The organism is Geodermatophilus bullaregiensis (genome assembly GCF_016907675.1).
GTDB lineage: Bacteria > Actinomycetota > Actinomycetes > Mycobacteriales > Geodermatophilaceae > Geodermatophilus > Geodermatophilus bullaregiensis.
This window is the reverse complement of the sequence record NZ_JAFBCJ010000001.1, coordinates 1,161,124-1,185,693: the sequence shown is the minus strand read 5'-3', so window position 1 is coordinate 1,185,693 and position 24,570 is coordinate 1,161,124. Positions and strand designations below refer to the sequence as shown.

General features: G+C 74.5%; 22 protein-coding genes. 9 read left to right on the top strand and 13 right to left on the bottom strand.

All coding sequences use genetic code 11. The annotated features are described in order from the left end of the window. Positions 1-6 precede the first annotated feature (6 nt). Positions 7-429: a hypothetical protein gene (locus tag JOD57_RS05450; protein WP_204690961.1), complete on the top strand. Its 423-nt coding sequence runs from the start codon at positions 7-9 to the stop codon at positions 427-429. On the opposite strand, the gene JOD57_RS05445 is transcribed toward JOD57_RS05450, so the two are convergent. Genes JOD57_RS05445 through JOD57_RS05425 form a run of 5 tightly spaced genes read right to left on the bottom strand, consistent with a single transcriptional unit; the run spans position 404 to position 5,251 of the window. Beyond that, positions 404-820, bottom strand: coding sequence for a PaaI family thioesterase (locus tag JOD57_RS05445; RefSeq protein ID WP_204690960.1), 417 nt, complete (start codon positions 818-820; stop codon positions 404-406). The genes JOD57_RS05450 and JOD57_RS05445 overlap by 26 nt on opposite strands. A gap of 24 nt (positions 821-844) precedes the next feature. Further along, entirely contained in the window at positions 845-1,423 is a 579-nt protein-coding gene (locus tag JOD57_RS05440) for an MBL fold metallo-hydrolase (protein ID WP_204690959.1), read from the bottom strand. Next, complete coding sequence (locus tag JOD57_RS05435; protein WP_204690958.1) at positions 1,342-1,830, bottom strand: hypothetical protein; 489 nt, start codon at positions 1,828-1,830, stop codon at positions 1,342-1,344. The genes JOD57_RS05440 and JOD57_RS05435 overlap by 82 nt, the downstream gene beginning before the upstream one ends. After that, on the bottom strand, positions 1,827-3,764 hold the full coding sequence (locus JOD57_RS05430) for a primary-amine oxidase (RefSeq protein WP_204690957.1): 1,938 nt from the start codon (positions 3,762-3,764) through the stop codon (positions 1,827-1,829). The genes JOD57_RS05435 and JOD57_RS05430 overlap by 4 nt, the downstream gene beginning before the upstream one ends. A gap of 11 nt (positions 3,765-3,775) precedes the next feature. Beyond that, entirely contained in the window at positions 3,776-5,251 is a 1,476-nt protein-coding gene (locus JOD57_RS05425; protein WP_239568185.1) for an APC family permease, read from the bottom strand. 217 nt (positions 5,252-5,468) lie between these two features. On the opposite strand from JOD57_RS05425, the gene JOD57_RS05420 reads away from it, so the two are divergent. Then, positions 5,469-6,932, top strand: a complete 1,464-nt coding sequence (locus JOD57_RS05420) for an APC family permease (protein ID WP_204690956.1) — start codon at positions 5,469-5,471, stop codon at positions 6,930-6,932. Beyond that, a complete protein-coding gene (locus tag JOD57_RS05415) occupies positions 6,929-7,684 on the top strand; it encodes an IclR family transcriptional regulator (protein ID WP_204690955.1) in 756 nt (251 codons plus the stop codon). The genes JOD57_RS05420 and JOD57_RS05415 overlap by 4 nt, the downstream gene beginning before the upstream one ends. 22 nt (positions 7,685-7,706) lie before the next feature. Here JOD57_RS05415 and JOD57_RS05410 read toward each other — a convergent pair whose 3' ends face one another. The 3 genes from JOD57_RS05410 to JOD57_RS05400 are packed head-to-tail and all read right to left on the bottom strand — an operon-like array spanning position 7,707 to position 11,392. Then, positions 7,707-8,600, bottom strand: coding sequence for an alpha/beta fold hydrolase (locus tag JOD57_RS05410; RefSeq protein WP_204690954.1), 894 nt, complete (start codon positions 8,598-8,600; stop codon positions 7,707-7,709). Further along, positions 8,597-10,003 (bottom strand): FAD-binding oxidoreductase, encoded by a 1,407-nt coding sequence (locus JOD57_RS05405; RefSeq protein ID WP_307824487.1) that lies wholly within the window; start codon positions 10,001-10,003, stop codon positions 8,597-8,599. The genes JOD57_RS05410 and JOD57_RS05405 overlap by 4 nt, the downstream gene beginning before the upstream one ends. Positions 10,004-10,042: 39 nt before the next feature. Beyond that, entirely contained in the window at positions 10,043-11,392 is a 1,350-nt protein-coding gene (locus tag JOD57_RS05400) for an MFS transporter (protein WP_307824486.1), read from the bottom strand. Positions 11,393-11,558: 166 nt separating this feature from the next. On the opposite strand from JOD57_RS05400, the gene JOD57_RS05395 reads away from it, so the two are divergent. Both JOD57_RS05395 and JOD57_RS05390 read left to right on the top strand, forming a co-directional pair. Further along, positions 11,559-12,992, top strand: a complete 1,434-nt coding sequence (locus tag JOD57_RS05395; protein ID WP_204690952.1) for an aldehyde dehydrogenase family protein — start codon at positions 11,559-11,561, stop codon at positions 12,990-12,992. A gap of 115 nt (positions 12,993-13,107) precedes the next feature. Then, positions 13,108-13,551, top strand: coding sequence for an ester cyclase (locus tag JOD57_RS05390; RefSeq protein ID WP_204690951.1), 444 nt, complete (start codon positions 13,108-13,110; stop codon positions 13,549-13,551). A gap of 79 nt (positions 13,552-13,630) precedes the next feature. Here JOD57_RS05390 and JOD57_RS05385 read toward each other — a convergent pair whose 3' ends face one another. From JOD57_RS05385 to JOD57_RS05370, 4 genes are read right to left on the bottom strand one after another with little or no spacing between them, the layout of a single operon-like run. After that, positions 13,631-15,076, bottom strand: coding sequence for a gamma-aminobutyraldehyde dehydrogenase (locus tag JOD57_RS05385; RefSeq protein WP_204690950.1), 1,446 nt, complete (start codon positions 15,074-15,076; stop codon positions 13,631-13,633). A 37-nt stretch (positions 15,077-15,113) separates the two neighbouring features. Next, positions 15,114-15,479 carry a hypothetical protein gene (locus JOD57_RS05380; protein ID WP_204690949.1) on the bottom strand — a complete coding sequence of 122 codons (366 nt, stop codon included), beginning with the start codon at positions 15,477-15,479 and terminating at the stop codon, positions 15,114-15,116. Next, on the bottom strand, positions 15,466-17,028 hold the full coding sequence (locus JOD57_RS05375) for an FAD-binding oxidoreductase (protein ID WP_204690948.1): 1,563 nt from the start codon (positions 17,026-17,028) through the stop codon (positions 15,466-15,468). The genes JOD57_RS05380 and JOD57_RS05375 overlap by 14 nt, the downstream gene beginning before the upstream one ends. Positions 17,029-17,030: 2 nt before the next feature. Next, the gene (locus JOD57_RS05370) at positions 17,031-18,521 is read right to left on the bottom strand and encodes a (Fe-S)-binding protein (protein ID WP_204690947.1); all 1,491 of its coding nucleotides are present in this window, start codon (positions 18,519-18,521) and stop codon (positions 17,031-17,033) included. Positions 18,522-18,648: 127 nt separating this feature from the next. Between JOD57_RS05370 and JOD57_RS05365 the strand changes: the two genes are divergently transcribed. The 4 genes from JOD57_RS05365 (at position 18,649) to JOD57_RS05350 (ending at position 22,904) form a co-directional block, all read left to right on the top strand. After that, positions 18,649-19,422, top strand: coding sequence for a FadR/GntR family transcriptional regulator (locus JOD57_RS05365; RefSeq protein ID WP_204690946.1), 774 nt, complete (start codon positions 18,649-18,651; stop codon positions 19,420-19,422). Next, positions 19,419-20,138, top strand: a complete 720-nt coding sequence (locus JOD57_RS05360) for a cache domain-containing protein (protein ID WP_204690945.1) — start codon at positions 19,419-19,421, stop codon at positions 20,136-20,138. Before JOD57_RS05365 ends, JOD57_RS05360 begins: the two co-directional genes overlap by 4 nt. Before the next feature lie 154 nt (positions 20,139-20,292). Next, entirely contained in the window at positions 20,293-21,861 is a 1,569-nt protein-coding gene (locus JOD57_RS05355) for an APC family permease (protein ID WP_204690944.1), read from the top strand. Continuing rightward, positions 21,858-22,904, top strand: a complete 1,047-nt coding sequence (locus JOD57_RS05350; RefSeq protein ID WP_204690943.1) for an LLM class flavin-dependent oxidoreductase — start codon at positions 21,858-21,860, stop codon at positions 22,902-22,904. Before JOD57_RS05355 ends, JOD57_RS05350 begins: the two co-directional genes overlap by 4 nt. Positions 22,905-22,979: 75 nt before the next feature. Here the strand turns inward: JOD57_RS05350 and JOD57_RS05345 are convergent, their stop codons facing one another. Next, a complete protein-coding gene (locus JOD57_RS05345; RefSeq protein ID WP_204690942.1) occupies positions 22,980-24,494 on the bottom strand; it encodes a PucR family transcriptional regulator in 1,515 nt (504 codons plus the stop codon). Positions 24,495-24,570 lie beyond the last annotated feature (76 nt).

Below are 24,570 nucleotides of genomic sequence, written 5' to 3'. Positions count from 1 at the left end.
GGCGCCGTGCGCGCGGCCGACGCCGCGTCGTCCTACACCCTCGGCTGGGCCGAGGACCCCGACCCGCGGTGGGACGCGCACCGGGAGGCGCTCTTCGCCACCGTCCCGGACGAGCTGTTCCCGGCCGGGCTGCGCGTCCCCGGCCGCCGGCTGCCCGGCGCCTGGTGGGACGTCACGGACGGCGGGGCGGTGGTGGCCTCCTGCTGGCTGCACGAGGTCGCCGGCCGGGCGGTGGCGCTGCTGGCCGTCGCGAGCGCCGGCGCGGCCACGGGGGCCGCCGGCTTCGGCACCGTCCGCCTGGGGGAGGCGGCCCGGGAGCGGGGTCTGGACCGGGTGAGCGACGTCCGGCGCCGCACCCACCCCGGCCGGACGGCGGTGACGGTGTGGCTGCTCGGCCGGTCGCTCAGCCCGACGCGCGGGCCGGCCTGACCATGCAGGTCAGCCGGGCGCTGGCGGTCAGCCGGCCCCGGTCGTCGGTCACCTCGATGCGGAAGGTCGACAGCGGCAGCTGCGCGCCGGCGGGCGTGCAGACCGCGGTCACCCAGCCGGACGTCACGGCCGCGACGTAGCTCGCGTTCAGCTCGATCCCGACGACCGTGGCGCCGGGCCCGGCCTGCAGCGCCGCGGCGTAGGACCCGACGGTCTCGACCAGGCTGCAGGTGGCGCCGCCGTGCAGCAGGCCGTGGGGCTGGGTGTTGCCCTCGACGGGCATCCGGGCGACGACGTGGGCGGGGTCCCAGTCGGTGATCTCGATGCCGAGCTTCTCGTCGAGGGCACTGGAGAGGTCCGTCGGCAACCAGGCCGGCGCTTCGGCGATCACCCCGGGGACCCTACGGTCGCCGGCTCAGCGGGGCGTCGCGGTGCCCGGGCGGAAGGGCGCACCGTGGCCGGGGACGACCAGGCTGGCCAGGCCGAGCACCCGCTCCCGCTGCCGGCGCAGCTCCTCGCGGTCGGGCGCGTAGGGGTCCTCGGCCGGCCCCTCGCCGGTCCACCACAGGTGCGTGAGGGCGACGACGTCGTCGGCCGTGCCCACCAGCGTCGTGATGTCCTGCGGCGTGTGCCCGGGCGTGGCCAGCAGCCGGACCGACGCCGTGAGGTCGACGCCGTCGGCCGGGCGGGGGGTGAACACGTCGCCCTCGATGACCGACTGGAAGTCGTGCACCGGGACCACCGGGAAGAGCGCCACGTTGAGCGTGTGGTCGAGGTGGTGGTGGCTCAGGACGACGTCGGTGACGTCCTCCGGCGCGACGCCGAGCGCGCGCATCGGCGCGAGGATCAGCTCGCGGTCGGCGACCATGCCGGGGTCGACGACGACGACCCGGTCGGCGTCGCGGACCAGGCTCACCGTGCCGGCGACGTTCGGCAGGCGGGCGTAGCCCTCGACGAGGACGTCGACGCGGGCGGTGCGGGAGAGGTCGGCCACGCGGGGACGGTAGCCCCGGCTCGGCCCGCCGGCGACCGGCGCAGCGCAGCGAGCGCCGCGAGGAGGAGCTGCGTGCAGCCCAGGCCGACCGCGAGCCAGCCCAGCGCGGTGCCCGACGAGCCGGTCCCGTGGTGGACGTGCGCCGCTCCGGCGGTCAGCTGGGCGTGCACGGCCAGCATCCCGGCGTCCAGCAGCGCGGTCGTGCCCCAGGCCGACGGGGTGGGCGCCCGCCACAGCTGCCGGGCGCAGGGCAGGCACGCGACCGCCATCAGGGCCATCGCCAGCGAGCCCAGGGAGGTCGGGTCGAGCAGCGCGAGGTGCACGGCGGCCGAGACCACCGCCACGACGGCGGCTCCCCGGCCGAGGGCGGCTGCCCCCGGCCGGGGAGGAGCGAGGACCGTCGTCACCCGCAGTGCCCCTCGCCGGGCGAGCAGTGCGAGGACGTCGACGGCGGGACGCCGAGCGCGGGGTTGCGGTCGAAGAAGCCGACCGGCTTGAGCGTGAAACCGGAGTAGTCGGTCGGCATGACCGGCCAGTCCTCGGGCCGCGGGAAGTGGGTCAGCCCGAAGGTGTGCCAGAGCACGACGTCGGTGTCCTCCAGCGGGGCGTCGCCGGCGACGAACGCCGGCAGCCCACCGTCGCCCGGGTGCTGGTTGACGAAGTCGCCGGCCGGGTACCGCTCGGCCGGGTCGTACTCGGTGACCCACAGGCTCCTGGTCGAGAACGTGGCGCGCTTGTGGATCGAGGACTGCTCGTCGGCCAGCAGCACCGGGCCGTTCAGCGGGTGCAGCGCGTAGCCCACCGGCTGCCCGAGCCGGTTGGTCTTCGACGGGTTGACCACGTGCCAGGTCCGCCCGACGGTGGCGTCGGTGAGCCGCTGGGCCTCCGACTCCCGGGTCAGCGGGGTCAGCCGGCGCGCGAAGGCGTTGCCGTAGGGGTTGGTGTCGCTCATCGGCAGCCGGACGGCGTCCACCTCGTGCACGGTGTTGCCGGACCCGTCGGCGCCGTCCACCGCCATGTCCAGCCGCGCGGAGAACAGGTGCTGGTGGAACGGCGCCCCGAGGCCCGGGGCGACCTCGGTGGCGTACGGGTGCTCCTCGCCGCGGTAGGCCGAGGTGAAGACGATCCCGGTCGCCTTGCTCTCCAGCTGGATGGTGCCGTCGGTGTAGAGGTACCAGTAGAAGCCGTAGTCGTAGTTGCCGATCGTGGTGAAGAAGCTGATCACCAGCCGCCGCGACCGGCGGGTCTCGGCCATCCCGTTGAACAGGTCGGTGTGCTTCCAGCCGACGCCGTAGTCCTCCTCGTGCAGGCAGACGGCGTTGCGGATCACCCGGGGGGCGCCGTCCTCGTCGGCGAGCGTGGCGTCGAGGTAGTGGATCTCGCCCAGGCAGTCGCAGCCCAGCTCGAGGGAGTTGGTGTAGCGGGCGAAGACGTACTCGCCGACGTCGAAGTAGTTCTGCCAGAACCGCACCGGGGAGGGGTCGGCGTAGGGCACGACCATCTCGGCGATCGAGGCGCGGTGCACCACCGACCGGCCGTCGATGGACAGCTGGTTGAGCACCAGCCCCTCGCGGGCGTCGAAGCCGACCCGGAACTCCCAGCCGGCCCAGCGGACGACGTCGTCCTCGACGGTGAAGCTCGGGCCCTCGGGCTGGGTGATCTCGATGGGCCGCAGGTCCCGGACCGGCGAGGGGTGGACGTCCGGGGTCAGGTCGGCGCGCTCGGCGGGCACGGGCAGGTCGTAGTGGTCCTGGACGTCGAGCGCGACGCCGCGGGTGATGTCGACGAAGGCCACCACGCCGTCCACCGGGTGCGCCCAGGGCAGGTCGGACTCGTCGGCCTGGTGGAAGCCGAGCACCCGGGCGATCCGGTGGCCGTACTCGCCGGGGAAGTAGGAGCCGGCCGACAGCGGCACGCACCGGACGTCGGCGACGTCCAGCCCCCGCTTGGCCATCGCGGCGATCCACTGCTCGTCGGCGGCGAGGATCGGCTCGATCGCCTCGAACTCGGCGTCGAGGATCGGCACCTGCCCGTCGGCCACGCCGTCGATCTCGACGTCGGTGACGACCGTGCCCCCGGTGACGGAGACGGTGAGGTCACGGCCGTTGCCGGTGGCGCGGTCGAGCAGCAGGGCGCGCACCCGGCGCTCGATCGGGTCGCCGGGCGTCCAGGCCAGGACGTCGCGCTTGTGCGGCTCCTCCAGGCCCACGTAGACGAACTTGCTGCTCTCCTGCACCAGGCCGGCGGCGCGGACGATGGCCGTGGCGGCGGTGATCTCCTCGGCGGTGAGCCGGGACAGCGGGTGGCTGACGGTCGTGCGGGGCGAGTCGATCAGGGTCATGGCTGTTCTCCTCAGATCTGCGGGACGTCGGCGGAACGGGGGGCACGGACCAGGTCGCGGGCGGCGGTCGGGCGGAGCCTGGCAAGGACGGGACCGCCGAGCAGGGCGGCGACGAGCAGCACGCCCGCGCCGACCCCGAGGGCCGTCGAGCCGCCCATGAGCAGCGGCAGGTTCTCGACCAGGAGCACCAGGATCAGCGCCAGGCCGACGAGGCCCAGCGACGGTGCGACGAGCGTCTGCCAGGGCCGCCGGTCGGCGCGGGTGCGGCGGAAGAACACGATGACCGCCAGGCACGCGAGCAGCATCAGCACGACGATGCCGACGCTGGCGATGCCGGCCAGCCAGGTGAAGATCTCCAGCACGGGATCGAGGCCGGCGAGCGCGCAGACGGCCATGAGGACACCGCCGACCGCCGTGGTCAGCAGGCTGGCGACGTGCGGGGAGGCGTGCCGGACGTGGCTGCGGCCGCAGGCGACCGGCAGCACGCCGGTGGTGCCCAGGGCGAAGAAGTAGCGCGACAGCACGTTGTGGAAGGCCAGCACCGCGGCGAACAGGCTCGTCACGAAGAGCACCTGCATCACGTCGGCGGCCACCGTGCCGACGTGGGCCTGCGTGGTGGCGACCACCAGACCGCCGGGGTCGGCGACGGACTCGGCGACGACCGCGCCGTCGCCCCAGGCGCTGACGATCGCCCAGGCGGAGACGGTGTAGAACACGCCGATCAGGGCCAGGGCGGCGTAGGTGGCCCGCGGGATGGTGCGCTCGGGGTCGCGGGCCTCGTCGCGGAAGATCGCCGTGGCCTCGAAGCCGATGAACCCGGCGATGGCGAACATCAGGCCCAGACCGGGGGAGCCGGAGAGGACGTCGGCCGGGCGCAGGAACGCCGAGGACAGCCCCTCCTCGCCGCCGCCCCGGCCGATCACCGCGACGTCGAGGACCAGGACGATGCCGACCTCCGCGACCAGCAGGACGCCGAGCACCTTGCTGGACAACTCGATGTGCCGGTAGCCCAGCACGGCGGTGACGGCCAGGACGACGGCGGTCCACGACCACCAGGGCAGCGCCGGCCCGCCCCAGCGGTCGACGAGGTCACCGAGGGCGTAGCCGATGTAGCCGTAGACGGCGCCCTGCACGGTCACGTAGCTGACCAGCGCGACCAGGGCGGTGCCCAGCCCCGGCCCGCGGCCCAGGCCCGTGCCGACGTAGGAGTAGAAGGCGCCGGCGTTCGGCACGTGCCGGGTCATCGCGGTGAAGCCGACGGCGAAGAAGGCCAGCACGACCGCGGCCACCACGTACATCGCGGGGAAGCCGGCCCCGTTGCCGGCGGCGATGCCGATGGGCACCGACCCGGCGACGACGGTGAGCGGCGCGGCGGCGGCGACGACCATGAACACGATGGCACCGGGGCCGAGCCGGCCGCGCAGGCGGGAGGAGGGCGCCCCGGCGTGCGGGGCGGTGACCGGGGGCGGGTCGGAGACGGCAGCCAAGGCGACCTCCGGGGGAGGCGGCAGCTCGGCTGCCGGGTGGACGGTGTCACCGAGGAGCCTGGGCCGTCGAGGGCCGCGGTCGGTTACACGTTCGTCATCAGTGGGAAACACCTGCGTTACACCGAATGGGAGACGCCGGTCACAGGTTTCTCATTCGGGGAGAGCCCCGGCGACACCGGCTGTGGCTACGCTCGCCCCCCACCAGGGAGGGAGCGGCATGGCGCAGCGGAGCGCAGGGGTGCGGCTGCCCGTGCAGTCGCCGGTCGCGGGGCTGCGCCGCCGGCGGCTGAGCTTCCTCGAGGTGCTCGCCCAGTCGGTCTCGGGGCTGGCTCCCTCGGCGGCCATGGTGGCAGTCCCCTCGATCGTCCTGCTCGAGTCCGGCTCGGCCACGCTGCCCGTCCTCCTGGCGGCCACCGCCCTCGTGGTGCTGATCGGCTGGTGCCTGACCCACTTCGCCCGGCGGATGGCCGCGGTCGGCGGCACGTACAGCTACACCGCCCGGGGGCTGGGGCCGGTCGGTGCGCTCGTCGGTGGGTGGGCCCTGCTCATCGGGTACGCCGCGGTCGCCATGGCGGCACTCGTGGGGTCGGCGGTCTACCTCGCCGGCCTGTTCGGGCTCGATCCCTCACCGCCCGTCGTCGCCGGGGCCTGCGTGCTGCTCGGCCTCCTCGGCACGCTGTGCACCGTGCGGGGCATCCAGCTCTCCGCGCGGGTCGCGCTGGTCCTCGAGGTGCTCTCCATCTCCCTCGTGCTGACCGTGCTCGCGGTCCTCCTCCTCGCGCCGAGGAGCACGCCGGGCACGGCGGCGGCCGTCGTGGACGGCCCGGTGCACTGGGGTGCCGCCGTGGGGGTGGTGCTGGGCGTGACGGCCTTCATGGGCTTCGAGAGCGCCGCCACGCTCGGCGTGGAGGCCCGCCGCCCGCTGGTGTCCGTCCCCCGGGCGGTGCTGTGGACACCGGTCGTGGCCGGGGTGCTGCTGCTGGCGGCGGCCGCCGCGCAGGTCGTGCTGCTGCGGAGCGCGCCGCTCGACGTCCTGACCAGTCCCGTCCCGGTCGCCGAGCTGGCCGAGCGCGACGGGCTCGGCCTGCTGCGCCGGCTGCTCGACCTGGGCATCGCCACGTCCTTCTTCGCCTGCGTCACCGGGTCGACCAACGCGCTGGGCCGGGTGCTGTTCACCATGGCCCGCGAGGGCGTGCTGCCGGCGGCGCTGGGCCGCACGCACCCGCGGTTCGAGACGCCGCACCACGCCCTCACCCTGGCGCTGCCCGCGGTCGTCGGGGTCCCGGTCGTCGTCCTCCTCAGCGGCTCGGGGCCGCGGGCGGTGCTGACCGGTGCGCTCACCGTGTCCGCGTTCGGCTACGTGCTGGCCTACGTGCTGGCCTGCCTGGCGATGCCGCTGTTCCTCCGGAGCATCGGCGAGCTGACCCCCCTGCCGGCGGTCGCCGGGTCGCTCGCCGCGGTGGCGGGCGTCCTGGGGCTGGGAGTCGCCCTCGGTGGCGCGTCGCTGTGGGGCGGGCAGGCCATGACCTCGGTGTTCCTCACCGCGCTGGCCCCGGGCCTGCTGTGGGCCTGCTGGCTGCGGTGGCGCGCACCGGGGCGGCTGGCGGCGGTCGGCGTCTACGACGTCGCGACGGTGGGCAGCGTGCTGCCCGGCAGCGTGCCGGTCGAGCCGGTGCCATGACACCGGCGGTCGACCGCGGGCTGACCGGTCGCCAGCCGAAGGCCGTGCAGAGCGCGCTGGCGATCCTCGAGGCCGTCGCGCGGGCCGGCGCCGGGGTGACCGCGAGGGAGGTGGCCGAGGAGCTGGGACTCCCTCCCGCCACCACCTACCGGCTGCTCAACCTGCTGGTCGGCGAGGAGTACCTGGTGCGGCTGCCCGACCTGCACGGGTTCGCGCTCGGCCGCAAGGTCTCCGCGCTGACCCGCGGCGAGGGCGTCGTCCCGTTGTCGACGGCCGCCCGGGAGGTCGTCGCGGAGCTCCGGGGGCGGGTGCGCTGCGGCGTGCACCTCGTCCTGTACACGGCGACGTCGCTGCACTGTGCCGACGTCGATCCCGACCACCCCCTCCAGGCGCCGGAGCTCCTCGAGCGGCACCTGCACGCCTCCGCCCCGGGGAAGCTCCTGCTCGCCGAGCAGCCGGACTGGCAGGACGTCCTGCAGCCGCACCGGCTGCACCGCCTCACCGACCGGACGGTGGCGCGGGCGGCGGATCTCGACGCCGAGCTGCGGGTGGTGCGCCGCCGCGGCTGCGCCGTCCAGGCCGGCCAGGTCCACGACGACCTCGCCTGCGCGGCGGTCCCGGTGCGCTCGCCCGCGGGTGTGCTGGTCGCCGCGGTGGTGGTGACCGTCCGCAGTGCCGACCCGGCCGCACCGGCGGCGCAGACGGCTCCGGCCCGCGAGTACGCCGGTCGGCTGGGGCGGTTGCTCGGCTGAGCCGGCCGAGGGCTCGCGCGGCTCAGCCCGTCGCCAGCGAGCGGCGCAGCACCCGGACCGAGGCCGCGGCCCCCGAGGCGGTCATCACGACGCCCGCGTGGTCGTGCCCCGGCAGCAGCTCCGCCGTCACCAGCCCGTCCGACGCCGCCACCACCGCGGCGACCTCGTCGTCCGTGTAGGCCGGCGGCGAACCGGCGCCGGCGCTCCACTCGGCGTGGAGCAGCTGCGTGGGCACGGCGAGCCGGCGCAGCGCGTCGGCGGCGGTGTCCGTGAGGAACGTGTCCGCGGCGTCGTCGACCAGCGCCCGCCCGTCCAGCCGCACCCGGCCGCCGTCGCGGCCGCGTTCCAGGTCGTGCGCCAGGCAGGTGGCCAGGTGCGGGTCGGCCGGGTCGAGCAGCGGCGCGGTGTGGGCGACGACGAACTCGACGTAGCTCGCCAGGTCGGGCCAGTCGGTGGCCAGCCGGGCGGTGCGGTCGGCGAACGCCGCCTCCAGCTGGTCGCGGCTGGTCGGCCGGCGCACCATCGGCGACCCGCCGTCGAGCAGCGTCAGGCTGCGCACCCGCTCCGGTGCGGTGGCCGCGAGCTGCACCGCGACGAACCCGCCCAGCGACATGCCGACGACGTGCACCGGCTCCCGCAGGCCCAGGGCGTCGAGGACGGCGAGCTGGTCCTCGACGTGTCCGGCGAGGGTCGAGGCGTCCGACCGCGGCGTGGACAGGCCCCGGCCGCTGAGGTCGGCGGCGACCAGGTCGACGTCCGGGTCCTCGGCCAGCAGCCAGGTCCACAGCCGGGAGGTGCTGCTGAGACCGTGCACGGCGAGCACCGGCCGGGTGCTGCCGGGCCGGCGCCACGCGTGCACCACCCGGCCGTCGGGCCGCCCGACCTCGGCGTGCTCGCCGAACTCCCCGGCGGTCACGCTGCCGGGTCCGGGAACACCTTGCCGGGGTTGAGGATCCCGTGCGGGTCGAGCGCGGCCTTGACCGCCCGCTGCATGGCGACCACCTCCGGGGACAGCTCGTGCGCGAGGCCGTCGCGCTTGAGCAGGCCGACGCCGTGCTCGCCGGTCACCGTCCCGCCCAGCGCCACCGCGTCGCGCATGATCTCGGTGAACGCGACCTGGGCGCGCGCCCGCGCCTCGGCGTCGCCGGGCGGGGTGATGAGCAGCGGGTGCAGGTTGCCGTCGCCGGCGTGCGCGATGTTCGCGATGAGCACGTCGTTGCGGACGGCCGCGGCCTCGATGCGGGCCAGCATCTCCGGAACGGCGGCCTTGGGCACGCAGACGTCCTCGGTCAGCAGCGGGCCGAGCCGCTCCAGCGCCGGGTAGGCCAGCCGGCGCGCGGAGAACAGCGCCTCGGCCTCGACCGGGTCGGTGGACGCCGCGGCCCAGGTGGCGCCGCCGGCCTCGAAGCACTGCAGCATCGCGTCGGCCTCGGCGTCCCCCGCCGGGCCCGGGACGTCGGTGCGGCCGAGCAGCACCACGGCCGCCTCCAGCGACAGGCCCATGTTCTTCCACTCGTCGACGGCGGCCAGGCAGTGCCGGTCGACCAGCTCGAGCGCCGAGGGCGTCACCCCGGCCGCGCCCACCGCCTCGACCGCCCGCCCGGCGTCGACGACGGAGTCGAAGTAGCCGACGACGGTCCGCTCGGGAGCCCGCGCCGGGCGCAGCCGCACGGTCACCTCGGTGACCACGCCGAGGGTGCCCTCGGAGCCGACCAGCAGCCCGACCATGTCGTAGCCGACGACGCCCTTCGCGGTGCGGCGGCCGAGCCGGACGACCTCGCCGAGGCCGTTGACCACCTCGAGCTCCAGGACGTAGTCACGGGTCACGCCGTACTTCACGCAGCACACGCCGCCGGCGTTGGTGGCCACGTTGCCGCCGATGGTCGACCACGGCGAGCTGGCCGGGTCCGGCGGGTACCACAGACCCTGGGCGGCGCAGGCGGCCCGCAGGTCGTCGTTGACCACGCCCGGCTGCACGACCGCGTACCGCTCGACCGGGTCGATCGCCACGACGTCCCGCATGTGCTCGGTGGAGAGCACGACGCAGCCGTCGACGGCATTGGCGCCGCCGGACAGGCCGGTGCCGGCGCCGCGGGGCACCACCGGCGTCCGGTGCTCGAGGCAGGCGCGCACCACCGCCTGCACCTCGGCGGTGGACCGCGGGCGGACCACCGCGAGCGGGGTGCCGAACGGCGCCCACTCGGCCTCGTCGTGCACGTAGGAGCGGACGACGTCGTCGTCGCCGAGGACCCGGTCCGCGGGGAGGGCCGCGAGCAGGGCCGCCACGACGCCGGACCGCAGCGCAGGAGCCTGTGTCACGCCCCCCAGTCAAGCACCGCCCGCCGGCCGCACCGGCGCTCAGTCGAGCGCCGGGTCCCGCCCGGCCGCCGTCGTCGCTGCCACGGCGACGGGTGCCGGGGCGCGCCGCGACAGCAGGAGGGCGCCGGCCGCCGAGAGCAGCATCGCGATGCCGACCAGCCAGAGCGCCGGCCGGATGCTGCCGGTGGCGTCGGAGATCCAGCCGGTCAGGTAGGGAGCGGCGAACCCGGCGGTGTTGCCCAGCGAGTTGATCAGCGCGATGCCCGCCGCGGCCCCGGCGCCGGTGAGGAACAGCGGCGGGAAGTGCCAGAAGACCGGCAGCGCGCAGCAGATGCCGACCGCGGTCAGCGTGATGACGGCCATGACGGTGAACGGCGAGTCCAGGTAGAGGGCCACCGGGATGGTGACGCCGCCCAGGGCCGCCGGCAGCGCGAGGTGCCAGCGGCGCTCGCCGGTCCGGTCGGAGTGCCGGCCCCACAGCACCATCGTGGCCGCGCCGGCCAGGAAGGGCACCGCGACGATCGCCCCGGTCTCGAAGATCGAGTAGGTGGCGTCGAAGCGCTCCGCGAAGCCGGCCACGACGGTCGGCAGGAAGAAGGAGACCGCGTACAGGCCGTAGACGACGCCGAAGTAGACCATCCCGAGGCCGACCACCCGCAGGTTCGCCATCGCCCGCCACGGTGAGGCCTCCCGGCCGGGCGTCTCGCCCTCGGCGGCGATGGTCCGGGCCAGCCAGCCGCGCTCGTCGGCGGTGAGCCAGCGGGCGTCCGCGGGGCGGTCGGTCAGGTAGAACCAGCAGACGACGCCCAGCACGACGGCGGGCAGGCCCTCGACGAGGAACATCACCCGCCAGCCCTCGAGGCCGAACAGCCCGTCGCCGTACTGGATGACCGCACCCGAGAACGGCGCGCCGAGCGCCGAGGAGAGCGGGACGGCCACCAGGAAGGCGCCGATCAGCTGCACCCGCTGCGCGCGCGGCAGCCACCAGGTCAGGTACAGCAGGACCCCGGGGAAGAAGCCGGCCTCGGCGATGCCGAGCAGGACGCGCAGCGCGTAGAGCCAGCCCGCCGAGTCGACGAAGGCCATGGCGCTGGCGACGACGCCCCAGGTGACCATGATCCGCGCGATCCAGCGGCGGGCGCCGAACCGGTGCAGCGCCAGGTTGCTCGGCACCTCGAAGAACAGGTAGCCGATGAAGAACAGCCCCGAGGCGAGCCCGAACATCGTCTCGGTCAGGCCGAGGTCCTCGCTCATCGTGAGCTTGGCGAAGCCGATGTTGGTGCGGTCGAGGTAGTTGACGAAGTAGAGGAGCCCGAGGAAGGGCACCAGCCGCCACGCGACCTTGCGCAGCGCGCTCCTCCCGACCGGGTCTGTCTCGGTGTGGGCCACGGCTCCTCCAGACGACGTCCGTGCGGGTGTGCGCGGGCAACGGTAGAGAGGCGCGGACACGTGCCAGGTCGGCGTCCGGGCGGGTGGGGGGTGGACGATCTGGCTCTCGCTGCCGACAGTCGGCGTCCACGACGCTCGGGCGGTTCCCACTCCTGAGGAGGCGCGCATGTCCACCCCCTACTGGGTCGCCGGCCGGCCGGTCACCGGCACCGAGGTGCTCGAGGTCCGCTCGCCGCACGACGGCGCGCTCGCCGGGACGACCACCACCGCCACCCCCGAGGACGTCGAGGCCGCGGTCGCCGCCGCCGAGGCGGTCCGCGCCGAGTACGCCGCGACGCCGGCCCACGTGCGCGCCGCCGCGCTCGACACCGTCTCCCGGCGGCTGGCCGAGCGCAGCGAGGAGGTCGCCGCGCTGATCACCGCCGAGTCGGGCAAGCCGCTCAAGTGGGCGCGGCTGGAGGTGACCCGCGCGGTGTCGACCTTCCGCTGGGGCGCGGAGGAGGCGCGGCGCTGGTCGGGGAGCCTGCAGCGGCTGGACACCGACCCCGCGGCCACCGGTCGACTGGCCCTCGTGCGGCGCGTGCCGCGCGGCCCGGTGCTGGGCATCGCCCCGTTCAACTTCCCGCTGAACCTGGTGGCCCACAAGGTCGCCCCGGCGATCGCGGTCGGGGCGCCGATCGTGCTCAAGCCCGCGCCGGCCACGCCGCTGACCGCGCTGCTGCTCGGCGAGCTCCTGGCCGAGACCGACCTGCCGTCCGGCGCCTGGTCGGTGCTGCCGGTGCCCAACGAGGTGGCCGCGCAGCTCGTGCAGGACCCGCGGCTGCCCGTCGTCTCGTTCACCGGCTCGGTGCCGGTCGGCTGGTCGATCCGGGAGTCCGCGCCGCGCAAGCACGTGACCCTCGAGCTCGGCGGCAACGCCGCGGCCGTCGTCGCCCCCGACCAGGACGACGCGGCGCTGGACTGGGCCGCCTCGCGCATCGCCACCTTCGCCATGTACCAGGCCGGGCAGTCCTGCATCTCGGTGCAGCGGGTTTTCGCCCACGCCGCCGTCGCCGAGGCGCTGACGGCGCGGGTGGTCGAGGCCGTGGGCAAGCTGGTCACCGGCGACCCCACGGACGACGCCACCGACGTCGGCCCGCTGATCGACGAGCAGGCCGCCCGCCGGGTGGAGAGCTGGGTCGCCGACGCCGTGGTCGCCGGAGCGCGGGTCCTCACCGGCGGCACGCGCGACGGCGCCTCCTACGCGCCCACGGTGCTCACCGACGTGCCGGCCGACGCGAAGGTGTCCCGCGAGGAGGTCTTCGGGCCGGTCGTCGTCCTGGACACCGTCGACTCCGTCGACGAGGCGTTCGCGCGGGTCAACGACAGCCGCTTCGGCCTGCAGGCCGGCGTCTTCACCCGCGACCTGCAGGTGGCCTTCCGCGCCGCGCAGGTGCTCGAGGTCGGGGGCGTGGTGGTCGGCGACGTGCCGAGCTTCCGCGCCGACCAGATGCCCTACGGCGGCGTGAAGGACTCCGGCACCGGCCGCGAGGGCGTGCACGCGGCGATGGAGGACCTCACCGAGGAGCGCGTGCTCGTCCTCACCGGCATCGCCGTCTGACGAAGGACCCCGTCCCCCTCACCGCTCGCGACCTCGCGGCGAGCCCCTGGACGGGGCCTCACCAGCCGTACCGTCGGCCCTGGTGGCCGCCTCTCGGGGCGGCCACCATGGGGCGGTGACCGGTACCGCGACCTTCGACGTCGAGCGCCTGCTGCAGCTCTGGAGCGATCCGCTGCCCGACGGGCCGGCCGCGGAGGACGCCTTCCGCGTGCTCTACACCGACCCCGTCACCGTCAACGGCCAGGCGCTGACCGTCGCCGACCTCGTCGTCCGGGCGCGCGCCGTCCAGGGGGCGTTCGACGAGGTCGAGCGGCGGGTCGTCTCGGTCGTCGAGGACGGCGACCGGGTCGCGGTGGCCTTCCGCATGGGTGGGCGGCAGGTGGGGCCGCTGCAGACCTCGGCCGGCCCGCTGCCCCCGACCGGCCGGCACCTGGAGCTGCGCGTCATCGACGTCCTCACGCTCACCGGCGGCCGGATCAGCGAGATCGTCATGGTCGCCGACGAGCTCGGCGCGCTCGTCGCCCTGGACGCCGTCCGGCTGGCCCCGCCGACGGATTGATCACGGAGTCGTTGCCGCCGACACGCGCCGACACGCTGTGCGGGGCGGCAACGACTCCATGATCGACGAGCCGGGCGCCTCAGCTCTCCAGGTTGGCCATCACGTGCTTGATGCGGGTGTAGTCCTCGAACCCGTACATCGACAGGTCCTTGCCGTAGCCGGAGTGCTTGAAGCCGCCGTGCGGCATCTCGGCGACCAGCGGGATGTGCGTGTTGATCCAGACGCAGCCGAAGTCCAGCGCCCGGCTCATCCGCATCGCCCGGCCGAAGTCCCGCGTCCAGACGCTCGAGGCCAGCCCGTACTCGACCCCGTTGGCCCAGGCGAGGGCCTGCTCCTCGTCGGAGAAGCGCTGCACGGTGATGACCGGGCCGAAGACCTCCCGCTGCACCAGCTCGTCGTCCTGCCGGAGCCCGGCGACGACGGTGGGCTCGACGAAGAAGCCGCGGTCGCCCTGGCGGCGGCCGCCGGCGGTGATCTCGGCGTGGTCGGGCGCGCGGTCGAGGAAGCCGGTGACGTGCGCGAGCTGGTTGGCGTTGTTCACCGGGGGCACGAGCGCGTCCTCGTCGCCGGCGCCGCCCTCGTACGTCGTCCGGGTGTTGCGGGCCTGCTCGGACAGCGCCGCGACGAAGTCGTCGTGGATGCCCGGCCCGGCCAGCACGCGGGTGGCGGCCGTGCAGTCCTGCCCGGCGTTGAAGTAGCCGGCGACCGCGATCGCCTCGGCGGCGGCCTCGAGGTCGGCGTCGTCGAAGACCACCACCGGGGCCTTGCCGCCGAGCTCGAGGTGCACCCGCTTGACGTCGCGCGCGGCCGACTCGGCCACCGCAATGCCCGCGCGCACCGACCCGGTGATCGAGACCATCTGCGGGGTGCGGTGCTCCACCAGGGCCCGGCCGGTGTCGCGGTCGCCGCAGACGACGTTGAGGACGCCCGGCGGGAGGAACTCCGCGGCCAGCTCGGCCATCCGCAGCGTCGTCGCCGGGGTGGTGTCGCTGGGCTTGAGGACGACGGTGTTGCCGGCCGCGATCGCGGGGGCGAACTTCCAGACCGCCATCATCATCGGGTAGTTCCAGGGCGTCACCTGGCCGATCACCCCGACCGGCTCGCGCCGGATGAAGGACGTGTGCCCCGCCAGGTACTCCGCCGCGGCCTTGCCCTCGAGGTTGCGCGCGGCGCCGGCGAAGAACCGGATCTGGTCGACCATCGGCGGGATCTCCTCGCTGGCGGTCAGCCCGAGCGGCTTGCCGGTGTTGCGGCTCTCCAGCTCCACCAGCTCCTCGCCGTGTGCCTCGATGGCGTCGGCGAGGCGGTACAGCGCCAGGGACCGCTCCGACGGCGTGGCGTCCCGCCAGCCCGGGAAGGCCCCGGCCGCCGAGGTGTAGGCACGGTCGACGTCCTCGGCCGACGACACCGGGGCGGAGGCGAACACCTCGCCGGTGGCCGGGTCCACCAGGTCCATCCGGTGACCGTCGGTGGCGTCGACGTGCTCCCCACCGACGAAGTTGCGCAGCTCGAGCTTCTCGCTCACCGCAGGTCCCTCTCGTTCGACTGTGCTGATTCGGTCGTCATCGTGCCTCGGGACCGTCGATGGGTCCAGCCTCCGGGCCTGAAACCTGCGGATTCGGTGGTCCGGCAGCCTCGGCCTCGACCTCGGCGAGGATCTGCGACCCGGTCACCACCGTCTCGGCGAAGTGCCGGTGCATCCACGCGAGGTGGTCGTGCCGGCTGCGCATGATCCGGAGGGTGTCCCAGTTGGGGAACACCTGCTGCAGCACGTGCTCCTGCATCAGTCGCGGGTCGACCTCGTAGACGTGCTCGAAGGTCGTCTGCGCCACCTCGCTGGCCCGCAGCGCGGGCGGCGGGGTGTGCTGCTCGGCGAACCGGTACGGCGCGGTGGCCGCCGGTCCGGCGGGCTGGTCAGTCCCGGACATCGGGGTCCTCCCCGTAGGCGCGGTCGAGCAGGTACTTGCCCGGGTTCATCACGTTGTTGGGGTCCAGCGCCCGCTTGACCTCGAGCATGACGTCGAAGCCCCTGCCGAGCTCCTGCGGCAGCAGGTCGACCTCGCCCTCGCGGCAGGACCCGTGGCAGGCGCTCATCGAGCCGCCGTGCGCGATGGCCACCGCGGCGATGTCCCGCTTGGCCTGCACCCAGGCCGCCCAGGCGGCGTCGTCGAGGCGCTGCTCCCAGATGCCGACGTCGATCTCGGTGAGGTAGTCGACCCCGGTGCTCGCCGACGTGTAGGCGAACATGCCCCAGTCGTCGAAGACGTCGGTCTTCCGGCGCAGGTCGGCGAGGATCTCGTGCCAGGCCCGGCTGACCGCCGGCACGTTCGAGAAGTTGACCGCGGCGTCCTCGCAGTGCCAGGACATCGGGATGACCTGGCCGTCCTTGGTGCGGCCGTGCAGGGGGGTGGCGTAGCGGTCGTGCCGCGCGGCCCAGTCGCCCTCGGAGATCTCGTCGCCCAGGTAGCGGGCGCCGTGCTCCTTGGCGATGCGGAACAGCCGCCTGCCGCCGGCCCGGACCTCGTCCTCGTAGCCGTACATGACCGAGCAGACCAGCGCCCGGACGTCGGAGGGCTGCGGGATGTAGGCCTCGTCGTCGCGGCGCAGGTAGGCGACCTTGTGCTCGTCGAAGAGGACCGCGCCGGCGAAGGTGGCCACCCCGGCCCGGGCCAGGGCGCCGGTGCAGGCGTGGGCGTCGTCGTAGCTGTCGAACGCCCAGAACGGCGAGAGCTCGGCCTCCGGCTTGGGGAACAGCTTCAGCGTCGCCTTCGTCGCGATGCCGAGGGTGCCCTGGTGGCCCATGAACAGGTGCTTGAGCTGGTAGCCGCTGGAGCTCTTGCTGATCTTGCGCCCGATGCCGTCGCCGACGTGCAGCACGTCGCCGGTGGGCAGCACGTGGTCGAAGCTGAGCACCAGGTCGCGGGTGTGCCCGTAGCGGGAGCCGATCAGCGACCAGCCGCTGGTGCCGATCCGCCCGCCCACCAGCGAGCACGGGTAGGACGCCGGGTCGTCGGGGTAGAAGAGCCCGTGCTGGGCCAGCCGCTCGTTGAGCTTCATCATGCTGATGCCGGTGCCGACCGTGACGGTGCGGTTGACCAGGTCGAGCTCGTGGACCTGGTTCATCCGCTTGACGTCGACGACGATGCCGCGGCGCATGGGCACCGCGCCGTCGGTCAGCCCGGTGCCGCCGTCGCGGGGGACCACCGGGACGCGCAGGTCGTTGGCGATCCGCACCACGGCCGCCACCTGCTCGGTCGAGGTGGGCAGCACCACGAGGTCGGGCACGCGCTCGGACCAGCGGTGCACCGGGAACGGCGCGGGCACCCGGGCGCGGTTGTAGCGGTCGGTCTTCGCCAGGAGGATCTGGTCGTCGGCGAGCACCGGCCGCAGCGCGGCGACGAGGGTGGCCAGGCGGGCGTCGTCCATCGGCTCCGTGGTGAACGGTGCCGTGCCGATGGTCGGTTCGGTCGTCGTCATGGTCAGTGCCCCCCGCACCCGCAGCCGCCGGAACCGTTGCCGCACCCGCCGCCGCAGCCGCCGCCACCGCAGCCGCCGCGTGAGCTGCCGGAGGCCCGCCGGGCCCGGCCCGGGACGCCGGTGCGCTCCTGCGCGAGCCGGCGGTCGCCGACGTCGCCCCGGGAGCCGCCCACGGTGATGCCGAGCGACTGGGCGAACAGCTCGTGCAGGTCGACGACGTCGATGTCCTGCGCGTCGCCGGCCTCCGACAGCGGCCGCTCCGACCACGGGCAGGCGCTGACCAGCGTGTCGACGTCGAGCTCGGCGGCCCGCTCCAGGCGCATCGCGCTGATCTTCGCGGTGAGCTCGGGCTTCTCGACCGGAAGCCCGCCGCCACCGCCGGAGCAGTAGGACCACTGGGTCACCCGGTCCACGTCCTCGAACCGCAGCCCGGGGATGGCGCGCAGCAGCTCGCGCGGCTCGGCCCAGATGCCCTTGCGCTTGTTGAGCCGGCACGGGTCGTGGTACGTGATCGCCCGGTCCACCGGCACGCTCGGCGTCAGCCGGCCCTCGCGCAGCAGCTGGGCCAGGACCTCGATGACGAGGACGACCTCGATGTCGAACTCCTCGCCGAAGTACCTCGGGTAGTCCTCGGTGAAGCTGATGTAGTCGTGCGGGTCGAGCACCAGCAGCCGCTTGGTGCCCGTGGCCCGCCAGTCGTCCAGGTTGTGCCGGGCGAAGCGCCGGGCCTGCTCGGCGTAGCCCATCTCGGCGGCCGGGCCGCCGCAGCACCACTGCTCGCCCATGAGGCCGAACTCGTAGCCGGCCATCTGCAGCATCTGCGCGACCGCGCGCGGCACCGACGTGCGGTAGAAGGCGGCCTCGCAGTCGACGAACAGGACCGTCTCCCCGCCGACGGGGATGTCGAGGCCCTCGGCCCAGTCCCGCACCTCCTCCTGGCTGACCGGCGTGTCGCCGAGCACGGGCTCGTGCGTGCGCAGGTCGGTGCGCTCGTTCCAGACCTGCCAGTTCGGCTGGTGCACGCCGCTCTCCACGGCGAGGGAGCGCACCGCCTTGACGACGTCGACCGTGCGGGTGCGGAAGCGGTAGAAGTCGCCGGTGAACAGCGTGTTCGGGCACCGGAGCTCGCACGCGCCGCACTGGGTGCAGTTGACGTAGTCGGCGGCGATGTCGGCGATGTCGAGCTCGCCGCGCTCCATCGCGATGACGTTGGCGTGGAAGGCCGTGGGGGTCCAGGACTCGTTGCGCTCGACCTGGGTGACCGGGCAGACCTCGCGGCAGAACTTGTGGCCCGACGAGAAGCAGTTGTACGAGGTGTTGCGCCACTGCTCGACGAAGGCGGCGGTCCTCGGGTCCTGGTTCGGCGGCGGGACCGGGCCGGCGAGCGTCTCCGGGTAGTCCGCCAGCTCGGGCGGGTTGGACGGGGCGCCCGGGGTGAACGGCTCGGAGAGGGCGTCCGCTCCCGGAGCCCGCTCGGGCTGGACCTGTGTCACTGGGTGCTCCTCGTCACAGGGTGGCTGGGTCTGCGCCACGCTAACGGTCAAAACCTATGGAATCAACGGTTAAGCCCTCGGGTCGCGGGTGGGACACTCGCAGTCACCACAGGCACAGGAGGCGTGCGTGCAACTGCTCAGCGGTGACGCCCGGCGCGCCGTCTTCGCGCCGCTCGACGACGGCGCGCTGCGCAGCGAGGCCGTCGTCCGCCGGGTGGGCAGCGCCATCGCCCTCGGCCTGCTGGCCGACGGCGAGCAGCTGCCCACGGAGACCGACCTCGCCACCATGCTCAAGGTCTCGACGGTGACCCTGCGCGAGGCGCTGGCCGAGCTGCGCAAGCTGGGTCTGGTCGAGACCCGCCGCGGTCGCGGCGGCGGCAGCTTCGTCCGGTCGCGGGACGACGTCCTCACCGAGCTCGCCGACGCCCGCCTGGCCGAGCTGGGCACCACGGACCTGCGCGAGCTCGGCGACGTCCACAGCGCGGTCGCGGCGGCGGCGGCCCGCCTCGCGGCCTCGCGGGCCTCGCGCACCGAGATCGCCCGCCTGCGCGACATTGTCGACCGGCTGGCCTCGGCGGGGTCGGTGACCGGCCAGCGGCGGACCGACGGCCGGTACTACATCGAGCTCGCCGCCTGCGCCCAGTCGGTCCGGCTGACCATGCAGGAGATGGACCTGCACCTGGAGCTCGGCCAGCTGCCGTGGCCGCCGGCGCACGCGCCCGGGCTGCTCGACGTCATCGTCGCCGGCCACCGGGCCGTCGTCGACGCGATCGAGGACCGCGACGCCGCCCGGGCCCGGGCGCTCACCGAGGCGCACATCGAGACCCGCACGCTCTGGGCCATCGAGCTGCGGCTGCAGCGTCTCGGGGACCTGACCGCACCGCAGCGGGAGGTCTCGTGACCCCCGAGGGGGCCGACGAGGTCGCGCGGGTCGCCGCCGCGGTGTCCGACCTCGTCGAGCAGGTGTTCGTCACCGTCACCCGGGTGCGCGAGGCGGTGCTGCGGTCGGTCGAGCGCGACGGGCTGCGCGCCGGGAGGTGGGTCCTGCCCGACGGCGTGCAGGAGCTGCTGCGCGAGCCCGGGCAGCTCGCCGTCGGGTTGGGACTCGTCGTCGCGCCGCGGCCCGAGCAGGGCCTGCCGCAGCGGCTGGAGTGGTGGCAGGTCGACCCGGACGGTGGAGAGCTGCACACCCTCGAGCCGGACCTGCGGCCGACGAGCCTGGGCTACTACGACTACACGGTCACCGAGTGGTACGACGTCCCGCGGCGGACCGGGCGGCGCCACGCCTTCGGCCCCCACGTCGACGTCCACGGCACCGGGCGCTACGTGCTGACGCTGACCGAGCCGGTCGTGGCCGGGAGCGGGTTCGTCGGCGTGGCCGGCGCCGACGTCCCGGTGCGCCGCTTCGAGACCCACCTGTTGCGAGCCCTCGGGCGGCTCCCGGCGCCCTTCGTCCTGCTCAACGACGAGGACCGGGTGGTCCTCTCCACGGCGCCGCGCCACCTCGTCGGCAGTCTGCTGGCGACGGGCGCCGGGACGCCGGGGTCGGAGGCGCCGGTCCCCGGTGTGCCCTGGCGGCTGCTGCTCGTCGACGGCGGGCGTCTCCTCACCGCCTGACCCGGGTCCCGGGCCCGGAGACCAGAACGAGACCGGAAGGCAACGCCGGGCGTCTTGTCCTGTGAACTCTGGCTCTATAGGTTTCCCGCCGACCTTGTGGCCTGGGGCACACCGACGTCCGTCGGTGGCCGCGCCACCGAGCCGAGGAGACCCGGTGACACCACCCGGAGCACACGGCGGCCCGACCGCCGACGACGCACAGCTCGCCGCGCTGGGCTACACCGGCCAGTTCCACCGCAGCATGGGCCTGTGGGCCAACATGGCCCTCGGGTTCACCTACCTCTCGCCGCTGGTGGGCGTGTACTCGCTGTTCGCCTACAGCCTGTCGATCGGTGGCCCGCCGGCGATCTGGTGGATCGTCATCGTCGGCGTCGGGCAGCTGCTGGTGGCGCTGGTCTTCGGCGAGGTGGTCTCGCAGTACCCGCTGGCCGGCGGCATCTACCCGTGGACCAGGCGGCTGTGGAACCGGCGGTACGCCTGGATCGTCTCGTGGGTCTACATCTGGGCGATCATCGTCACCGTCACCGCGGTCGCCGAGTTCGGCGGCGGGTTCGTGGCCGCGCTGTTCGGCGTGGACGCCACCCCGGGGGTGGTCCTGCTGACCGCCGTCGCGCTGCTGGTCGTGGCCTTCGTGGTCAACTACAGCGGCACGCGCACGCTGGCCCGCATCGCCAAGGTCGGCCTCGCCGCCGAGCTGGTCGGCGTCGTCGCCCTGGGCCTGTTCCTGCTGCTGTTCCGCCGGGAGCAGTCGTTCTCGGTCTTCTTCGACACCCTCGGCGCCGGTGGCGACGCGGGCTACGTCGGCACGTTCCTGGCCGCCGCGCTCTCCGGCCTGTTCCTGTTCTACGGCTTCGAGGCCTGTGGCGACGTGGCCGAGGAGGTCGCCGACCCGACCCGCCGCATCCCCAGGGCGATGGTCCTGACGATCCTCGTCGGCGGCGTCTCCGGGCTCCTCTCCTACGCCGGCTACGTGCTGGCCGCGCCCGACGCCCAGCTGCAGGCCATCGTGGCGGGGGAGGACGTGGACCCGATCCCGACGATCCTGGTGAGCGCACTGGGCACCGTGGGCTCCAAGGTCTTCCTCGTCGTCACGGTGGTCGCGTTCGTCTCCTGCGTGCTCTCGCTGCAGGCGGCGGGCATCCGGTTGCTCTACGCCTTCGCCCGCGACCGGATGCTCCCGGCCAGCGGCTGGCTGTCGCACGTCTCCGACCGGCACGCCGTCCCCACGAACGCCCTCCTGGTCGTGTGCGTGGTGCCGGCGCTCATCTGCCTGTTCGTCTACTGGCAGCCCGACAGCCTCGCCCGCGTCACCGCCTTCGCGGTGCTGGGCATCTACATCGCCTTCCAGGCCGTCGTCCTCGCCGCGCTCCGGCAGCGGCTCAGGGGCTGGCGCCCGGCCGGCCTGTGGAACCTGGGCTCGGCCGGCCTGGTCGTCAACGTCCTGGCCCTGGCCTACGGGGTCTTCGCCATCGTCCTGCTGGTCAAGCCGGCTCCGGGGACCGAGACCTTCCTCGACCGCTGGATCGTGGCCGTCGGCCTGGCCGTCGTCGCAGGTACGGGGCTGCTCTACCTGTTCACCGCCCGTCCGGACCGGCACTCTGCGCACGTCCCCGAGGGCGACGCCCGCGAGGTGGCCGCACGGCTCCACCAGATCCGGCACGACCAGATCCGGCACGGCACCTCGGTGCAGGCCCGTGCCCAGGCGAGCGAGGAGATCCGATGAAGTTCAGCTACGCCATGCTCCCCGACTACCCCCTCGAGGAGTCGCTGCGGGCGATCGAGCTGGCCGACGAGCTCGGCTTCCACGCGGTGTACGCGGCCGACGAGACCTGGCACAAGGACCTCTGGCTGCTGTTCGCCGCCGCGGCCGCCCGGACCTCCCGGGTGCGCATGGGCCCGAGCGTCTCGGCGGTCACCCTGCGCGAGCCCACGCTGATCGGGCAGGCCGCCGCCACGCTGGACGAGCTGACCGGGGGGCGGGCGGAGGTGGTGCTCTCCAGCGGCAACTTCGGCCTGCTCGCGCAGTACAAGCTGGACTGGACGAAGACCCGGCCGCTGTCGCGGGTCGTCGAGGGCGTGCACGTGCTGCGGACGTTCCTCGACGACGGTGCGATCACCTTCGACGGCGAGTTCTTCCGCTACGACGGCCTGTTCACCTTCGCCCGGCCGGTGCAGGAGCGGGTGCCGGTGAAGATGGGCGCGATGCGGGGGCCGAAGTCGTTCGAGGCCGCCGCCGAGCACTCCGCCGGCTGCCACCACGCGCTGAGCTACACCCGCGAGGCCTACGAGTACGCCGCCGAGCACCTGCGGATCGGCGCCGAGCGGGCCGGCAAGGACTGGACGTCGCTGGACTTCGGCGCGTGGGTCGTCCTCTCCGTCGGCCGGGACTCCGCGGCGGCCAAGGACGCCGCCCGCAGCATGGTGGGCATCTACGCCTCGTCGATGCCGGCCGAGCAGCTCGAGCGCAACGGCGTGGACCCCGACGACCTCACGCCGATCGTCGACGCGATCGCCGGCGGGGACCTCGCCAAGGGCATCGAGCTGACCAGCCCGGAGCTCGCCGACAAGCTGTCGTTCTCCGGCACGCCCGAGGAGGTGACGGCGAAGATCAAGGAGATCGAGCCGGCCGGCGTCAACCACCTCATCGCCGCCATCACCGACGCCTCCATGGTCAAGGCCTTCACCGGCCGCGAGCTGGCCGGCGTCGCCACGGTGGAGGAGCAGCTGCGCCTGCTGCACGACGAGGTCATGCCCGCGTTCGCCTGAGCGGCGCGCGTACGACACGCGCAGGGTGGGGCATCTCCGCGGACGTGCACGGTGCACGTCCGCGGAGATGCCCGTTCAGCCGGTGGGCGGGTGGAGGGCGAGCCAGAGCTCGGCGCGCACGCCGGGGGAGTCGAGGTCGCGGTCGAGCAGCTCCTCGGCGCGCCGGATGCGCTTGCGCAGCGTGTGCCGGTGCACGCCGAGGCGGGCCGCGGCCGGCTCCCACTGGCCGTGCGCGGCGAGCCACACCCGCAGTGACTCGACCAGGTCGCCGGGGCCGGCCCGGTCGGCGGCGACCAGCGGCGCGAGCGCCGCCTCGGCGAAGGCGGTGGTGGCCGCCGGGTCCAGCAGACCGGCCAGCCCGCGGCCGGCCAGGTCGGCGAACGCGGTGACCGCCCGCCCGGCGGTCCGGCCGTGCCCGGCCGCCTGCCGGGCCTGGCGCACGCCGTCGGCCAGCCGGTCCCAGGGCACCGGCGGCGCGGTGCCGACGACGGCGCCGGGCACCCGCTCGGGGAGGACGGCCAGCTGCGCGGCCAGCGGGCCGTCGGCCGGCACGAGGACGACGAGGGCGTCGTCGAGACCGGCCGAGAGCACCGGCTCGCCGGCGTGGGCGGCGGCGTCGGCGGCCACGTCGACCGCGGCGGCGCGCTGCTCGACGCTGCCCAGCACCGCCAGCGCGAGCACCGGCTCGGCCGGCAGCCGCTCGCCGAGCGCCTCGACCACCGGGCCGACCGCGGCGGTCTGACTGGCGAGCAGCAGCCGCAGGATGGCCGCCCGCAGCGCCGCGGTGCCGCTGTCGAGCGCGCGGGACTGCTCCAGCCGCAGCGTGAGCAGCAGCGCGGCGGCGTTGACCACGTGCCGGTCGCCCGCCGGGAACGGTCCCGGCCGCCCGACGGCGAGGAACCCGCGGACCCGGGATCCGGTGCCCAGCGACTGCAGCAGCACCGTCTCGCCGGGCTGGGTGAGTGCGGCGCCGGCCGGGGGCCGGGTCGTGCGCAGCCGGTCGACCGCCGCGGTCAGGTCGCCGGCGCGTCCCCGGGCGGACGGCGGCGCGGCCTCCAGCGGCGTCCCGGTGGCGTCGACCAGCAGGGCCCAGCCACCGAGGTGCCGGGCCAGCCGGTCGACCACGGTGCCGGGAGCGCCGGGCGCCACGGCGGCGCGGGTCAGCTCCCGCTGCACCGTCGACGTCCGGGTGACCGCCGCGTACTCCTCGGCCGCGAGCGCGCTGGACACCGCCCGCGACAGCGCGATGAACGGGGTCTGCCGGGGCACCTCCAGGACGGCCAGCCCGTGCGCGTCGGCCGCGGCCACCAGGTCGGCGGGCACCTGCGCGTGGCTCAGGCCCGTGCCCAGCCCGAGGCCCACCACGCCGGCCTCCGCCAGCCGGCGGACGTAGTCGGCGACGTCGGCACCGCCGGACGCGAGTGCCAGGCCCGTGGTCAGCAGCAGCTCCCCGCCCTCGAGGAACGGCGTCGGGTCGGCCAGCTCGCTGACGTGCACCCAGGAGACGGCGCGGTCGACCGCCGCACCGCGGGTGTGCAGCGTCAACCCGAGCGGCGCGGTGCCCAGCAGGGTCGCGACGGTGACCGGCACGGCGACCACCTCTCGACTCGACGATGTGGACACCCGGACGACCCGAGGGTGCCGTTTCGGACGGTACCGGGAGAGA

Excerpts from the sequence above, each read along its gene's own strand:
- JOD57_RS05415 (WP_204690955.1), top strand. The coding sequence starts at position 6,929 with ATGACACCGGCGGTCGACCGCGGGCTGACCGGTCGCCAGCCGAAGGCC.
- JOD57_RS05375 (WP_204690948.1), bottom strand. The coding sequence starts at position 17,028 with ATGACGACGACCGAACCGACCATCGGCACGGCACCGTTCACCACGGAG.
- JOD57_RS05380 (WP_204690949.1), bottom strand. The coding sequence starts at position 15,479 with ATGTCCGGGACTGACCAGCCCGCCGGACCGGCGGCCACCGCGCCGTAC.
- JOD57_RS05430 (WP_204690957.1), bottom strand. The coding sequence starts at position 3,764 with ATGACCCTGATCGACTCGCCCCGCACGACCGTCAGCCACCCGCTGTCC.
- JOD57_RS05350 (WP_204690943.1), top strand. The coding sequence starts at position 21,858 with ATGAAGTTCAGCTACGCCATGCTCCCCGACTACCCCCTCGAGGAGTCG.
- JOD57_RS05395 (WP_204690952.1), top strand. The coding sequence starts at position 11,559 with ATGTCCACCCCCTACTGGGTCGCCGGCCGGCCGGTCACCGGCACCGAG.
- JOD57_RS05420 (WP_204690956.1), top strand. The coding sequence starts at position 5,469 with ATGGCGCAGCGGAGCGCAGGGGTGCGGCTGCCCGTGCAGTCGCCGGTC.